Source organism: Streptomyces sp. NPDC058646 (genome assembly GCF_042716875.1).
Classification (GTDB): Bacteria; Actinomycetota; Actinomycetes; order Streptomycetales; family Streptomycetaceae; genus Streptomyces.
The window spans coordinates 1-13,379 of the sequence record NZ_JBHXRK010000061.1 but is presented as its reverse complement, the minus strand read 5'-3'; the positions used below and the strand labels follow the sequence as shown (position 1 = coordinate 13,379).

Below are 13,379 nucleotides of genomic sequence, written 5' to 3'. Positions count from 1 at the left end.
CGATCTCCGATCGCCTACGAGAACGACTTCCAACCAGCAACAACTACCCTGACCCAAGCCGCATAGACGTGTTCAAAATCCGGGGTCAAGGCCCGCGCATGACCTGGCCCCGCAGAATCACGCGCATTGGTCGTCCAAGAACCTCTGGCTCCGCAGCAGGGTCCCGGTCATACGCGACGAGATCGGCGGGCGCTCCATCTATCAGACCCGGTAGCCCCAGCCAGTCCCGTGCCGTCCATGAAGCAGCCCCGAGCGCTTCCTCCGCCGGCATCCCCGCCCGAAGCAGCCATTGAGACTCCGTGGCAACCGTGCCACACGGGAAGGTGTCCGTCCCGGCGAGGACTGTGACACCCGCTTCGTGCGCCAGACGCACATTGTCGATCATGCCTTGCCAGCCGAGAAGCCAGCTCGAGCGCTTCGCGCTGGACTCGCGGCCCCTCCAGACCTCCGCACTCTCGGCGAACGCCGAGAGAGTGGGTATGTACGCGGTGCCCTGCCCGGCCATCAGGTCCAAGAGATCCGGATCGAGGTGCATCCCGTGTTCAAGGCTGTCGGCTCCGGCCAGGACAGCGTTTCGCGAGCCCTCACCGGTCTGGCAGTGCACGGCGACCCGCCCACCGACAGCATGAACCGCATCCACGGTCGCCTTCAGCACATCCAGAGGCACAGCGGGCTCGTCCCACCGCCAGTCACCGATGACCTTGCACCAGCCCGACGAGGCCGTGGCCTCCTCAACCGCTGCCCCCGCCAACTCGTGCTCACCAACATCCCGCCCTGCCCCAGGGAAGAAACGCCCCGGCGTCGCCAGCCACCGGCCCGCCGATCGGACGCGCGGCAAATCGGGTTCTGTGTCGACCCAGCCAGGCATCCGCTCCGCGGTTCCCGGTGTCCGCACCAACAGCACGCCCGCATCCCGGTGCTCCGACAAGTGCCGCCGCAACAACGTCTCGTCGAACCTGTCATCTGGACTCTCCGCTCCCGGATGCGTATGGACGTCGACAAGTCCCGGCAAAAGCCATCCGCCGTCCACAACGGTCTCCACCCGCTTCGCTGCCGCCCCAGCAGGCGGCTCAGTCCGCAGCCGCTCTCCGTCGACCCAGAACGTGCGCTCCTCGCGCTCAGGCAGAACGACACCGCGTATACGCATGATCATGACTACGAACCTACGCGACCCAGCCGGAGCGCCCCCGCCCTTGGGGAAAGCAAGCCCGCGTACTCGTTGCCCGAGCCTGACGTAAACGGCTTCCGTCGGGGCGCGGCCGCGGCACCGGGTATGTCAGTTAATGTGCGTCCTTCTTGATGTATGACCATGCGCCGGCCGCTGCGATCACGACGGTGAAACCGATGAATACCGCGGTTCCGGCGCCGGTTGACAGGTTACTTCCGACGAACGTCTCTACCAAGGCTCGGTCTGCCTCGGGCAACGTGTCGGCACTGGCTGCCATCGCTGCCCGGCCTGCGCCGAAGGGGAGCCATCCGGCGAGGGCGTCCAAACCGGGGACAAGGCGCAGGAGGAGTCCTGCGATACGTTCGCCGAGCAGCGGCCACAGGACAAGCAGGAGTGCTGCGGCGATACGACTTCGGACCAGCGCTACGACCGAGGCCGCGATCACTGGCCAGCAGGTCATGAAGATCGTGTATCCGAGCACTCCGGAAAGAGTCTGCGTCCATGCGGGCTGCGCTTTCCCGGTCAGCGCCAGGGAGATCGTGGCGGACAAGGTAACCAGTAGCGTTCCGACCAGCGTGGTAAGTGCTCCGAGTGCGCCACCGACTGTGATTTTGGCTAGGAATGCAGTGCGGCGGCTGGCCAGAGTGAGCCATGTAGTACGGGCTGTTCCTCGCGAGAACTCTGTGGCGACCGGGCCAGTTGCCAGGGGTAGGAGGAGGAGGGCGCTGAGGGGGAGCTGCATGGAGATGGCGTCCAGTTGGAAGGCGGTCACCATCGACCAGGTGGACGGAGCCTTCCCGGCTTGCAGGCCGACAGGAGCGGTCAGTCCGGCGAGCAGGCTCAATGCCGCGACGGCTCCCAGGAGCACCCAGGTGGAGCGGAGCGCGGCTAGGTGGCGCCACTCGTAGCGAATCGCGCGCCGTAGTGCGGTGGTGCGTGTGACCGGTAGGCGTTCATTCAGGGCGAGTGTTGTCGGGGTCATGAGATCCTGAACTCCTCTTCGGCCACCGACAGGTAGTAGTCCTCCAGAGAAGGCGCCTGCTCGTCGAGCCAGTGGACGGGGATACCTCGTTCGGCGGCGAGGTCGCCGACCTGGAACCGGTCCACGCCACGGATCTTGGCCCTGCCGTCGTCCAGGGACGTGAAGGTGCCGCCCAGCTGCTTGACACGCTCTGCGAGTTCGCCAGCACGGGGGCTCTGGAGGGTGACCTCGGCTCCGAGTCGCGCCAGGTCCTCAATCGTGGTCTCCGCTACGACGCGTCCTCGGGCGAGGACTACGACCCGCTCGGCGAGCTGCTGCATCTCGGCGAGGAGATGGCTGGAGACGAGTACCGCCTTGCCTTCGTCCGCAAGCTGTCGCAGGGTGTCACGCAGCCAGCGGATCGAGTGGGGGTCGAGGCCGTTGGCCGGTTCGTCCAGGAAAAGCACGGCCGGATCGGCCAGCAGAGCCTGGGCGATCCCGGCGCGCTGGGCCATGCCGAGCGACAGTGCTTCGAGACGCTTGTCCGCGGTCCCGGTGAGGCCGACCCTCTCGATGACTTGGGGGACACGGCTGTCCGGTACTCCCGCGCCGGCGGCGACCATGCGCAGGTGTGCGGTGATGGTGTGCCGGGGGTGTCCTGCGACGCCTCCCATGACCACACCGACGATCCTGGCCGGGTCTCGCCACTGCGCCAGGGGGCGCCCGAAGTAGGTCGTGCTCCCCTGGCCGGTGGTCAGGCCGAGCATGAGGCGCAATGTGGTCGTCTTCCCCGCGCCATTCGCCCCGAGAAAGCCACTCACCACCCCTGCCGGCACGCTCAGGTTGACGTTGTCGACGATCCGCTTGCCTCTGTACTGCCACGTCAGACCCTCGGCGCGCACGGCGTCGGGTCGTTCGGTGTCTGTTGTTGCGGGGCTGGGCCGTTCAGGCATGGTTGAGCCAGAACAGAAGCCCGAAAGCGGAGAGCAGGACCACCGCAAAGACCCCCCCGACACCGGGGCTCTCCTTGCGGGCCGCGCACATGGCCAGCGCCGCCAGAGGGGGTAGCCAGCCTGCGAAGTAGAGCATCCAGCCGACACGGACCCCGGCGTCCGAACGCACCCCGACGAAGGCGATCAAGGCGGCGGTGACGAACAACGCCGAGGACGCCCACAGGTTGCGTACGACTGTCTCGCGGGTCAGAGCCACGCGTTCACCTTTCATATGGGGGCGGACCCTGCCCGCCGGGGGGTTCCCCCCGGCGGGCAGGGAGGGGATCAGCCGGTGTAGTTGTTCAGGATGTAGCTGATGAGTTCCTGCATGGCGTAGCCCGGCACGGCCTTGATGGCCCACTTCGCCGGGTTCCAGTTCGACAGGCTGTTGACCCAGTTGGTGAAGCCGGTCTGACCCTTCTTCGCTGCTTCCCAGGCCTTCTTCGCCAGGCCGGACTTCTTGATGGCCTCCCACGCGGCCTTGACCAACCTGCCTACGTTGGCCTGCGCCGCCTCACCGTTCGCGGGACCCCCGGTGGCTGGCGCCGCGGTGTTGCCGGCCGTGGACACCACCGACAGCGAGCCCGTCGACTGCTGGACATCGGCCGTCTGAACCACCGCGACGGTCCGGACCGGTGCCGCAGTGGCAGCGCTCGCCGCGGGCGCGGCTATACCGAAAGCGACAGCAGCGAGCGCCGAGACACCGGCGACGCGCAGAGTAGTGCGCTTCACGTACACTCCTTGATGCGTAGCCGGGGAAGAAGGCATGCAGGAGCGCAGGCGATGGTTCCAAGCAAAACCAGTGCCCCCGCGGTCTTCTTCCCCGTTAATTCTCCCCGTATACCGACCCGGTTGGTCTGGCCGGGGCGTGCTCAAGGAACGTATCCCGCAGCTCTGCTTCTGATCAATTGGCGAGCACGGTGAACAAGATCACGGGTGACACGCCCCCGAAACCTTTGCGCTATCGATCTGACAGCCATTCAAAAAGCACTGTTGGGTTATCCGGCACGCGCATAGCCGCTGATACCAGCCAACTTGTCGAGAAAACGTCGGCATATCCTCCACGGAAGGCGGGTGGGTCGGTATTTTCAAGTTCAATTTAAACTCATTCAATTTGAAAATAAAACATTTTACCGAAAGTGTCCACAACCGGATCCCGTACACGCAGTTCGTGGCGACTGTCGGAAAACAGCATCCCAGTGACGCAATCCTTACCCTGCGGGCCCGAACGGTCAGGATTCGGCCGGGAAATCTGACGTTCAGCCCCCATGGAGTCACCGCGATACCTCCAGACCGCAAGCCCCTCACGCCGCGCGCTGTCCGGCTCACGCTCTCCGCCGGGATACCGTCACCCTCAAAGAAAGGCTCCCCTCCCCCGGTCAGCTCTCCGACCTGCGCTGGCCTCCGCTGTACGGCAACCGGGGGCAGGAGACCTCACACGCCCACGACCACCTGGGGGAAACAGTGGCCGCAATGACCGAGCCCATACGACCAGTTCCGCGTCCGGTGCGCATACCGGAGGTCGACGCCCTGCGCGGTTTCGCGCTCGTGGGCATCCTGATCGTCAACGCGCTGATGATGGCCAACCCCTATGGCCTGGGGACCGCCGACGACCCGGACGCCTCCACCATGGACCGCACCGTCGAAGGCATTGTCCAGACCTTCGTGGTCGGCAAGTTCTACCTGATGTTCTCGTTCCTCTTCGGCTACAGCTTCACCCTCCAGCTCGCCTCCGCCGAACGCGACGGCACCAGCGCCGTCCCCCGACAACTGCGCCGCTCACTCGGCCTGCTCATCCTGGGCGTCCTGCACGCCGTACTGCTCTACATCGGCGACATCCTCATGACCTACGCGGTACTCGCCCTGGTCCTAATAGCCGCACGCAACTGCTCGCCACGGACGGCCGCGCGCGCCGCCCGTATCCTGTACGGCTGCCTGAGCGCCATCCTGCTCCTCATAGGATCAGCGTCCCTGCTCACGTCGGATGCCGAGGCGGCCGAACTGGACGCCGAACTCGCAGCCGGCTTCACCGGACTGATCGCCGACTACCGCGGCGACGCCGCATCCGTCGTCCGGGCCAACCTCGACCAACTGCCCGACATGCTCCTCACCGCACTGCTGATGAGCGGCTTCGTCCTCTCCGCCTTCCTCGCCGGCCTGCACTGCGGCAAACGCCGCCTGCTCACCGACACGCGAAGCCACACGACACGCATGCGCCGCATCTGCGTGCTCGGCGCGGCCGTCGGCCTGCCCGGCAGCCTCTTCATGGCCCTGGCCGTCAGCGGCCCGCTCGGCCCCCGATGGGCCATCCCCGGCGAGATGGTGGGAACGATCACCGCCCCCGCCCTCACCGCCGCATACGTCTGCGGAGCGCTCCTCCTCATGCAGACCGCCCGCGGCGCGCGCCTCGCAGCGCTCCTCGCCCCAGCCGGCCGCATGGCCCTGACGAACTACCTGAGCCAGTCCCTGGTCATGGCGCTCGTCTTCACCGGCTACGGCCTCGCCCTGTACGACCGACTCAGCCCAGGCGTCGTCGTACTCGGCGCGCTCGTGCTGTACGCCGCCCAACTCGCCCTCAGCACGCACCTCATGGCCCGACACCGGTACGGCCCGGTGGAATGGGTCCTCCGTGCAGTCACCCTCGCCCGGCTCCCGCACGACCCCGACCGGCCGCCGGCCACACGGTGACACACGCACCGCCGCCTCCTCCGCCGTTCCACAGCTGAACGTATGGCACTACGCGCCTGCGCTGCTTGCGGAGCCCGATTGAGCAGAAACGCGGCAGCCGGGTGCTGGCACGGCGACACGGCTGCCCGGGGCAGGCATACCGGGACCGGAGCCCGCCGGGTGCACACCCACACCGGGCCGAACGGCATGGTGTGGTGGACCGCGCCGGCCTACCAGCAGCTGGCGGTCGCCCGTGCCTGCCTGGAGGCCGGGGCGGAGGCCGCAGAGCAGGCGGAAGCCGCGAACCGACCGCCGTGGCCACGGCCGCCGACTCACCCTCCCCGCCGCACACGCCGAGGTGCTGCGCCTGGTCGTGTACATCGACAAGGACGTCGCCGCGTGGCGAGGACAGAACAGCCGCGTCCCACAGCTGCTGTCCACACGGCCGTGAACATCAGCTGACGCCGCGGGCTGCTCAGAAGCTGTTCGAGAACCCGCAGGGCAAAGGCCACAAGGACGGCGAGCCGTGGCCGGCCATGATGCGGCCGACCTGGCGCCCGGACATCCGCGCCGCCGTCATCAGCAAGGCCCGCGTCAACACGCACCGCAAGCTGGCGAACATGGCGAAGATGACCGGCCTGTACCCGCTGGCCGTGCTGTCCGACTGCGTCGTCTACCCGGCCCCCAGCGCCAGCCCGCTCGACTTCCTCCCGTACGCCGCCAGCGGCAAGCCGCAGCCCGGCGCCTTCCGCCTCGGGCCCACGCCGGGCCTGGCGAAGCTGGCGGGCGTCCAGGAGATGGCGTGGGCGGTCGACCTCATGGAGAAGGGCCTCAACCCGGCCCGCCACATCAAGGGCGGCGACGTGTAGGTACTCAGAATCCGCGTCATATTCTCGCGACCGATGACCTCTGAATAGCACTTATGACGCGGTGCTGAGATTCCCAGCTCGGAAGGATCACCCTTTCGGGTGATCGAAAGCGCGTGTGATCGTTCGCATCACAGTGCCCGTGCAACTGTCCTGCGATCAAGGTCAGTTACACGAGCGCTGGGGTCGACGGTGGATGTAGAGGTGTGTGTTCGGCTTGCCGAGGACGAGGCGTCTGAGGGCCTCGCCTGGGAGTCGGTGCCGTTGGGGATGCTGTACGCGGCTGAGCCGTGGCGGACGTTCCGCTGGTACATGGGGCAGAAGCACTACTCGGGTTCGTACTGGTCGAGTACGCAGGCGGATCACGTGATCTACGAGTCGCGGCTGGAGCTGGCACGGTTGCTCTACGCGGACTTCGACCGGGATGTGACGGCGATCGTGGCCCAGCCCTTCTTGTTGCGGGCCGAAGTGGACGGCGTGCTGCGCCGGCACATCCCGGATTACCTGATGGCCACCACGGCAGGCCCGTTGGTCGTCGACGTCAAGCCACGGCACCGGGCGGCCAAGCCGGAGCACGCGTACCGGACACGTGGCCGAGGCCGCCGCATTACCGGCGTAGTTGCCGCCAGGCGATGCGGGAAGCGTGACGATAGGGCCGGGGACAATGTGCATCGTTCCCGTGCTGGCAGCTGTCGCAAAGCCGGCCGGGCCGACCAGCAGCGCCGCAGCCGCTGCTGCTGCCGCCACGAGACCGTACTTCACCGAGCGCTTGACCACCGGTGTCTCCTTGCTTTCTGCGACGAGAGGGGGAGTTCCCCCGCTGGAGGCACCAGGCTGGCGTCGACCATGACCGACACGCCCGAATAGATAAGAGAACCGCACTTTCTGTGGAATCTACGGAAAATCCCGCCTAAAGCTGCAATTACGAGGGGATCATCAACCGATGCAGCCCCGCCGGAGACGGCCCCGTGTCCGGCCGCCGGTAGACCAGGGCCCGGTAGATGGTGGCCAGGGCGACGAACCCGCTCAGGGCGGTCAGGACGTAGTCCGCCTGCTCCAGGCCGACCTGACCGGCCCACCAGCCCAGCACCTGCATGGGGACGGCGATCAGCATCCCCTCCACTGCGATCCAGTCCCGGCCGGTGGGGGCCCGCCGACCCGCCCGCACCCGTACGCGATCCGTCCGCACCCGGACACCGCGCCCGCGGCGTCCGGGTGCGGGGAGCCGCCGCCGTCACCGCGTACGCCCCGCGCTCTTGGCCGGTGCGGCCTGCTGCCGGTGAGCGGGGACTGCGGCTTCCGTCGGGGCCTGCTGGCCGGGGGCCGCGGCGGCCGGGGTGGTGGTGGAGCGGGAGCGGGCCGCCGCCGGGAGACCCTCACGCGGGACGCGGGCGCGGCCGGGGTGGAGGGCGGTGTCGTCAGGGAGTCCAGGGTCGCGTCCACGAGACGCCCGACCGTGGTGGAGCCGACCAGGAGACCCACCTGCGTCTCGGGCAGCACGTCCTTGACGACGCCGACGATCGTGGCGTGGGCGAGCCGGTTGACGCCGAGCTGCTCCAAGGCCTTCGCGCGGTCGCCGAGGTCCAGGTCCCGGGGCACGTTCAGACCCTCGGTCAGCGGGCCCCAGGAGCGCTTCGCGTCCGTACTGGCGGGCGGCGCCCACGGATCGGTGGCCTCCCGCACCGGCGGCGCCGCAGCCGGAGCGGGAGCGGTACCCGGCGCAGCGGCGGGCGCGGGCACACGGGCGTCAGCCGGAGCCGAAAGTCGGAGCCGGCGCGGGGGCGGGGGTCGCCGCCGGTACGGGCGCGGGTGCCCCGGCGGCGGCCGCGGTGGTGACGGCGTCGACCGCCTGGTCGACACCCGCTCCGGACGCGTGCGCGTCGAGGAGGATCCGGGCGACGTCGATACCCTTAGCGTCGAGCCGGACATCGCGGCCGCGATGTCCGGCCACGCCGGGGAGGCCAGGATCGCCTCGCGCACCAGACCCTCGGGCATCGTCGCCTTGAGGAGGTCGGCCCACCGGTCGGTGCCTGCCGCCTTCGTCCGAGCCGCGTTGGCCACCACGGCCTGGTGGACTGCGGCGGTCATGCGGCCCATCTGCGGCAGGAACGTGCCGAGGTCGACTTCGGCCTGTTGGATTCGCCGTGGGCGGCGATGCCCGCGGCGTGCACCATTTCGGCGGCCACCTCGCTCCAATCCGTATCCGACAGCAGCCGGTCGCCGGGCGCGTTGCGGACCGAGACGTGCCACACGTGCTCTTCCGGCTTCGGGCCGCGTAGCGCTTCCACGGGGGCGTCCAAGAGCAGCGCCAGATCGGCGAGCGACATGCGTGCGGGGTCGCGGGCCGGGCACGGCAGATCCGGGTCCCAGGCGGCAACGAGGTGGGGGGCGACGTGTTCGTCGCGCTCGCCGGGACCGAAGAGGTATTCCAGGAGGTCGATCGTGGTCGAACCCGTCTCCGCCTTCTTCGGCATCACGACCGTGGGCGCCTTTCCCACATCACCTTCACCGTCGCCTCATCCACCCGGGCCACCGCGCCCAGGGCCTGCGCCACGACGGTCGCGGCCGTCTCCGGGAGGCCGGCACAGGCAGGCCGGCGGCAGACAGGGCGCGGAGCGCGGTGACGGTCTCCCGCAGATGCACCCGGGTGAACCAACTCCCGCAGCACATCCCCGGCATCCCGCGAGACCGGCACCAGCACGTGCTGCGCGACCGCCATCGACGCGGCGTCCTTCGGCCGGCAACTGGAGGACAAACTGCGCGGCGCCGCCGCAGCGGCGGATGCCGGGTATCCGGACAACGAGGGCCTGTCCCTTATCCGACCTCAAAAGCCGCGCTTCATGGCGCGGGTGGAGAAGCCCAGCCCGATGGTGGCGATCACCGTTGCGGCGACGGCCCCGTGGAGCACGGAGGTGTCGAGGAAGTCGCCGGCGAACAGGGCACGGGCGGCGTCGACGACGTACGTGATGGGGTTGATCATGGCGGCCGTGCTCAGCCAGCCGGGTGCGTTTTCGACCGGCAGGAGGATGCCGGAGAGCAGCATGATCGGGAAGATCAGCATCTGGGTGACCATCCAGAACAGGTTGCCGCTGGGCTGTGAGGCGATGGCCAGGATGTAGGACAGGGCACTGAGCCCGACCGCCATGACGATGAGCAGCGCCATGGCGGCCAGGGCGCCGGTCAGGTGAAGTTTCATGCCCAGCGGGATGGCGATGGCGGTGATGAGGATCGCTTGCACGAACAGGGTGGCGGTGTCCTTGGCGGTGCGTCCGAGGATGAGTGAGGTGCGGCTGACGGGGGTGACGAGGAAGCGTTCCATCTGTCCCCCGGTCAGTTCGCTGAGCATGCTGTGACCGGCCGAGAGCGGCCCCATGAGGCACATCATCACGATGATGCCGGGGACGAACCACTGCCAGACGTCGCTGGCACCGGCCCCGAGATCGGCTTCGGTGCCGACGAGCATCGAGCCGAACAGGATGAGGAACAGCAAAGGCTGCCCCATGGCCAGGACGATGCTGACTGGGGAGCGTAGCTCGGGCGTGATTTCGCGGGAGAAGACCGTGGCGGTGTCGCGGAGGAGCTTAGGCATGGGTGGCTCCGATCGGCTCGGCGCTGGTGGTCTCGTAGGCGTGGCCGGTTTCTTCGAGCCTGCGGCCGGTGAGGTTGATGAAGACGTCGTCGAGGGACGGTCGGCGCATGCAGGCGTGCGTGACCGTGATTGCGTCGTGGTGCAGCAGCTGCAGGTAGGCAGGTAGGGCGGCGTCAACATCGGCGATCCGCACGTGCACTGTCTGCCCTTCGGCCGTGACCTCGAGGACGCCGGCCATCTGACCGGCAACGTGTGCGGCGGCATGTACCGAGTCGGTATCCGGCGTCGTGATGTGCATCCAGTCGCCGGCCAGGTCGGCCTTGAGAGCGGCTGCGGTGCCTTTGGCGATGACCCGCCCTTGGTCGACGATGACAATCCGCTCGGCCATCCGGTCGGCTTCGTCGAGGTAGTGGGTGGTCAGCAGGATCGTGATGCCGTGCTCGCGGCGCAGGCGTTGGATCTGATCCCACAGGCCAGCACGGCTGTGGGGATCGAGGCCCGTGGTGGGTTCGTCGAGGAAGAGCACGCTCGGGTTGTGTATGAGCCCGAGGGCGATGTCCACGCGCCGTCGCTGCCCACCCGAGAGACTGCCGGGGACGCGGGCGGCAAGGTCGCTGATGCCCAGAATCTCCATAACCTCGTCGGCCCGGCGCCGCGCATCACGAAACCGGAGCCCGTAGCAGCGCCCCTGGGTGATGAGCTCCTCGCGGATGCGGTGGTTCTCCCCGCAGGCGTTCTTCTGTCCCACGTAGCCGATCGCCTTACGCACCCGGCCCGGTTCGCGCGCCGCGTCAAAGCCCGCGATGTGCACGCGGCCCGCAGTGGGCGGCAGCAGCGTGGTCAGCATCCGCAAGGTGGTGGACTTGCCCGCGCCGTTCGGCCCGAGCAGCGCCAGCAGCTCACCGGCCGCGACATCAAAGCTCACATCGCGCACCGCCTCGATCGTCCCCTTGCCCACCTTGAAGGTCCGACGCAGACCCTCGGCCCGGATCATCTTCTCTCCACTCATAATGCGGACTGTAAAGCACCCTGAATGGAACTTTCAACTTCCATTAGTGAGGCACCGAAACCCTTTACAGGTGTCACTGATACCATTGAGTCATGAGTGCGAAGCAGACCTCCAGTGCCCGGAATCGGACTGAACGGGCCATTGTGACTGCCGCGGTGCGTGTGTGGGCGCGCGAGCGAGCAGCCACGTTGCCCCAGGTCGCCGAGGCCGCGGAGGTCGGCCGCACGACCCTGCACCGCTACTTCCCAGAACGCGACGGGCTGCTGCGCGCCGCCACCGAGCACGCTCTGGAAGCCATCGGTGGCGCCATCGCCGAAGCGGACCCCGACAAAGGGCACCCGCTGGATGCCATGCGGCGTGTGATCGCGGCTCTGGCCTCGGCCAGCGATGCGATCATGTTCGTCTTCGGCGACCAGTCCCTGGTGCGCGATGTCGCCCCCACCCTCGAGCCTGACCTTCCAGCACCCCACGACCCGGTGATCGACCTCATCCGCCGCGGGCAGGCCGAGGACGTCTTCGATGACCAGCTCAGCGCCGAATGGATCCAGCAAGTCCTTTGGGGAGTGACCTACACCGCCTTCGAACAGGTCGAACGGGGTGCCCTCGCCAAGTTCGACGTCACCGCGACCGTGACCCGCACACTGGAACAGGGGGTCACCGCCACGGCCGGTGCACGTCCGGGATCGGACCCGAAGCCATGACCGGCACAACGACCAAGGCAGGCTGGAGTGTCGACTTCTGGCTCGACCCGGCCTGCCCGCTCACCCGCCACACCGCACGCTGGATCGCCCAGGTCGCCGACCAGGTAGCGCTGCAGGTGCGCTGGTGGGTAATGAGCCTGGCGGTGCTCAACGAGCATCGCGACGACGACCCCGAAGGCGACCCGCACGGCTACCTGTGGATTCCCGCCCGCATCGCGGCGGCCGTCCAGACCGAGCACGGACATACCGCACTCGGCACGTTCTACGCCGCACTGTGGACCGAGCCTGACGGCACCGCGCGCGAATGGATCGGCGACATCGACGAAGCCCTGCACCGCAGCGGCCTGCCCACCGTGCTCACCGAGGCCGGTACCGCCACCGACTACGACCAGGCACTGCGCGCCTCGCACCACGCCGGCGTCGACCAAATCGATGCCCAGATTGGCACCCCCGTCTTGGCCATCACCACACCCGACGGCATCCAACGAGCATTTTTCGGCCCCGTCCTCCACGCCACCCCTGCGCGAGCAGACGCCATCCGCCTCTGGGAAGCCACCCTACTGATGGCCAGCGTCTCGACATTCCGCGAACTCAAGGCGTGACACCCCGGCCATCGCGGTTCACCGACACAGCCCCGGCTCAGGTGTTGATGACACTCCGCCCCGGACCCTCCAGCTGTGTGGCAAGAGGACGCGGAGCGACTAGGGCCTGTGTGGTGTCGTGATCATTCGGCGGTCTTGATCAGGTCGTCGATCCAGATCATTGCGGCGCGGAGGTGGAGGCCGGCGAGGTAGCTGTCCGGGCTCTTGTCGCAGCGGGTGGCGATGCCTCGCCAGGCCTTCAGCTTGTTGATCAGGCGCTCGACCGTGTTCCGTTCCTTGTAGAGGTCGGCGTCGTGACTGACGGGTCGGCCGCCTCGTGTGCCCTTCTTCTCCCGGTTGGCGGCCTGGTCCCGCTTTTCCGGGATGACTGCCTTGATACCGCGTCTGCGCAGGTAGGAGCGGTTGCCGCGGGACGAGTAGGCCTTATCCGCGGCGACCGCGCCGGGAGTCGTGCGGGGACGGCCGACGGGCAGGCGAACTCTCACCTTCGCGAGCACGGGGTTGAACTGCGGGCTGTCCCCGGCTTGTCCGGCGGTCAACACCAGCGAGAGCGGACGGCAGCTGCGGTCTGCGGCGAGATGAATCTTGCTGGTGAGTCCACCCCGGGACCTGCCGAGCAGGGCTTCTTTCAGGCGAAGCTTGCGTCTGCGTCGGATGAGCCGGCGCTCTGCCTGTCCGTTCTGTTCTTCCGGTTCGCCCCTTTTTGCCGGGCTGCCTCCTGCTCCTGCGCGGCTTCTTCCAGGGCCTCCATGAGGTGCTTGCTGACCCGCATCCCCGCGGCATCGTGGTGGGCACGGACCGTTGTGGAGTCCACGCTGACCAGC

General features: G+C 67.9%; 15 protein-coding genes and 2 pseudogenes. 5 read left to right on the top strand and 12 right to left on the bottom strand.

Annotated elements, in window-relative coordinates:
- Positions 1-85: 85 nt before the first annotated feature.
- The 5 genes from ACFWUZ_RS35815 to ACFWUZ_RS35795 form a co-directional block, all read right to left on the bottom strand.
- Positions 86-1,153, bottom strand: a complete 1,068-nt coding sequence (locus ACFWUZ_RS35815) for an amidohydrolase family protein (protein WP_384382232.1) — start codon at positions 1,151-1,153, stop codon at positions 86-88.
- A gap of 127 nt (positions 1,154-1,280) precedes the next feature.
- On the bottom strand, positions 1,281-2,150 hold the full coding sequence (locus tag ACFWUZ_RS35810; RefSeq protein WP_384382230.1) for a hypothetical protein: 870 nt from the start codon (positions 2,148-2,150) through the stop codon (positions 1,281-1,283).
- Positions 2,147-3,082, bottom strand: a complete 936-nt coding sequence (locus tag ACFWUZ_RS35805) for an ABC transporter ATP-binding protein (protein WP_384382228.1) — start codon at positions 3,080-3,082, stop codon at positions 2,147-2,149. The genes ACFWUZ_RS35810 and ACFWUZ_RS35805 overlap by 4 nt, the downstream gene beginning before the upstream one ends.
- Positions 3,075-3,338, bottom strand: a complete 264-nt coding sequence (locus ACFWUZ_RS35800) for a hypothetical protein (RefSeq protein ID WP_384382226.1) — start codon at positions 3,336-3,338, stop codon at positions 3,075-3,077. Before ACFWUZ_RS35800 ends, ACFWUZ_RS35805 begins: the two co-directional genes overlap by 8 nt.
- Before the next feature lie 68 nt (positions 3,339-3,406).
- Positions 3,407-3,853 carry a hypothetical protein gene (locus ACFWUZ_RS35795; RefSeq protein ID WP_384382224.1) on the bottom strand — a complete coding sequence of 149 codons (447 nt, stop codon included), beginning with the start codon at positions 3,851-3,853 and terminating at the stop codon, positions 3,407-3,409.
- Between the two features lie 741 nt (positions 3,854-4,594).
- Here ACFWUZ_RS35795 and ACFWUZ_RS35790 point away from each other — a divergent pair.
- The 3 genes and pseudogenes from ACFWUZ_RS35790 (at position 4,595) to ACFWUZ_RS35780 (ending at position 7,521) form a co-directional block, all read left to right on the top strand.
- Positions 4,595-5,809 carry a DUF418 domain-containing protein gene (locus ACFWUZ_RS35790; protein WP_384382222.1) on the top strand — a complete coding sequence of 405 codons (1,215 nt, stop codon included), beginning with the start codon at positions 4,595-4,597 and terminating at the stop codon, positions 5,807-5,809.
- 458 nt (positions 5,810-6,267) lie between these two features.
- A pseudogene (locus tag ACFWUZ_RS35785) lies at positions 6,268-6,657 on the top strand (transcriptional regulator); the annotation flags it as partial.
- A gap of 189 nt (positions 6,658-6,846) precedes the next feature.
- Positions 6,847-7,521, top strand: coding sequence for a TnsA-like heteromeric transposase endonuclease subunit (locus ACFWUZ_RS35780; RefSeq protein WP_384382220.1), 675 nt, complete (start codon positions 6,847-6,849; stop codon positions 7,519-7,521).
- A 55-nt stretch (positions 7,522-7,576) separates the two neighbouring features.
- Here the strand turns inward: ACFWUZ_RS35780 and ACFWUZ_RS35775 are convergent, their stop codons facing one another.
- From ACFWUZ_RS35775 to ACFWUZ_RS35750, 6 genes are all read right to left on the bottom strand, one after another.
- Entirely contained in the window at positions 7,577-7,768 is a 192-nt protein-coding gene (locus tag ACFWUZ_RS35775) for a hypothetical protein (protein WP_384382218.1), read from the bottom strand.
- On the bottom strand, positions 7,762-8,337 hold the full coding sequence (locus tag ACFWUZ_RS35770; RefSeq protein ID WP_384382216.1) for a hypothetical protein: 576 nt from the start codon (positions 8,335-8,337) through the stop codon (positions 7,762-7,764). Before ACFWUZ_RS35770 ends, ACFWUZ_RS35775 begins: the two co-directional genes overlap by 7 nt.
- Before the next feature lie 64 nt (positions 8,338-8,401).
- Positions 8,402-8,605: a hypothetical protein gene (locus ACFWUZ_RS35765; RefSeq protein ID WP_384382214.1), complete on the bottom strand. Its 204-nt coding sequence runs from the start codon at positions 8,603-8,605 to the stop codon at positions 8,402-8,404.
- 133 nt (positions 8,606-8,738) lie between these two features.
- Positions 8,739-9,131 (bottom strand): hypothetical protein, encoded by a 393-nt coding sequence (locus ACFWUZ_RS35760; RefSeq protein ID WP_384382212.1) that lies wholly within the window; start codon positions 9,129-9,131, stop codon positions 8,739-8,741.
- Positions 9,132-9,478: 347 nt separating this feature from the next.
- Positions 9,479-10,243 (bottom strand): ABC transporter permease, encoded by a 765-nt coding sequence (locus ACFWUZ_RS35755; RefSeq protein ID WP_384382210.1) that lies wholly within the window; start codon positions 10,241-10,243, stop codon positions 9,479-9,481.
- Positions 10,236-11,252 carry an ATP-binding cassette domain-containing protein gene (locus ACFWUZ_RS35750; RefSeq protein ID WP_384382208.1) on the bottom strand — a complete coding sequence of 339 codons (1,017 nt, stop codon included), beginning with the start codon at positions 11,250-11,252 and terminating at the stop codon, positions 10,236-10,238. The genes ACFWUZ_RS35755 and ACFWUZ_RS35750 overlap by 8 nt, the downstream gene beginning before the upstream one ends.
- 92 nt (positions 11,253-11,344) lie before the next feature.
- On the opposite strand from ACFWUZ_RS35750, the gene ACFWUZ_RS35745 reads away from it, so the two are divergent.
- Both ACFWUZ_RS35745 and ACFWUZ_RS35740 read left to right on the top strand, forming a co-directional pair.
- Complete coding sequence (locus ACFWUZ_RS35745; RefSeq protein WP_384382206.1) at positions 11,345-11,953, top strand: TetR/AcrR family transcriptional regulator; 609 nt, start codon at positions 11,345-11,347, stop codon at positions 11,951-11,953.
- A complete protein-coding gene (locus ACFWUZ_RS35740) occupies positions 11,950-12,555 on the top strand; it encodes a disulfide bond formation protein DsbA (protein ID WP_384382204.1) in 606 nt (201 codons plus the stop codon). The genes ACFWUZ_RS35745 and ACFWUZ_RS35740 overlap by 4 nt, the downstream gene beginning before the upstream one ends.
- A 122-nt stretch (positions 12,556-12,677) precedes the next feature.
- Here the strand turns inward: ACFWUZ_RS35740 and ACFWUZ_RS35735 are convergent.
- Positions 12,678-13,379 (bottom strand): annotated as a pseudogene (locus tag ACFWUZ_RS35735) (IS5 family transposase); the annotation flags it as partial.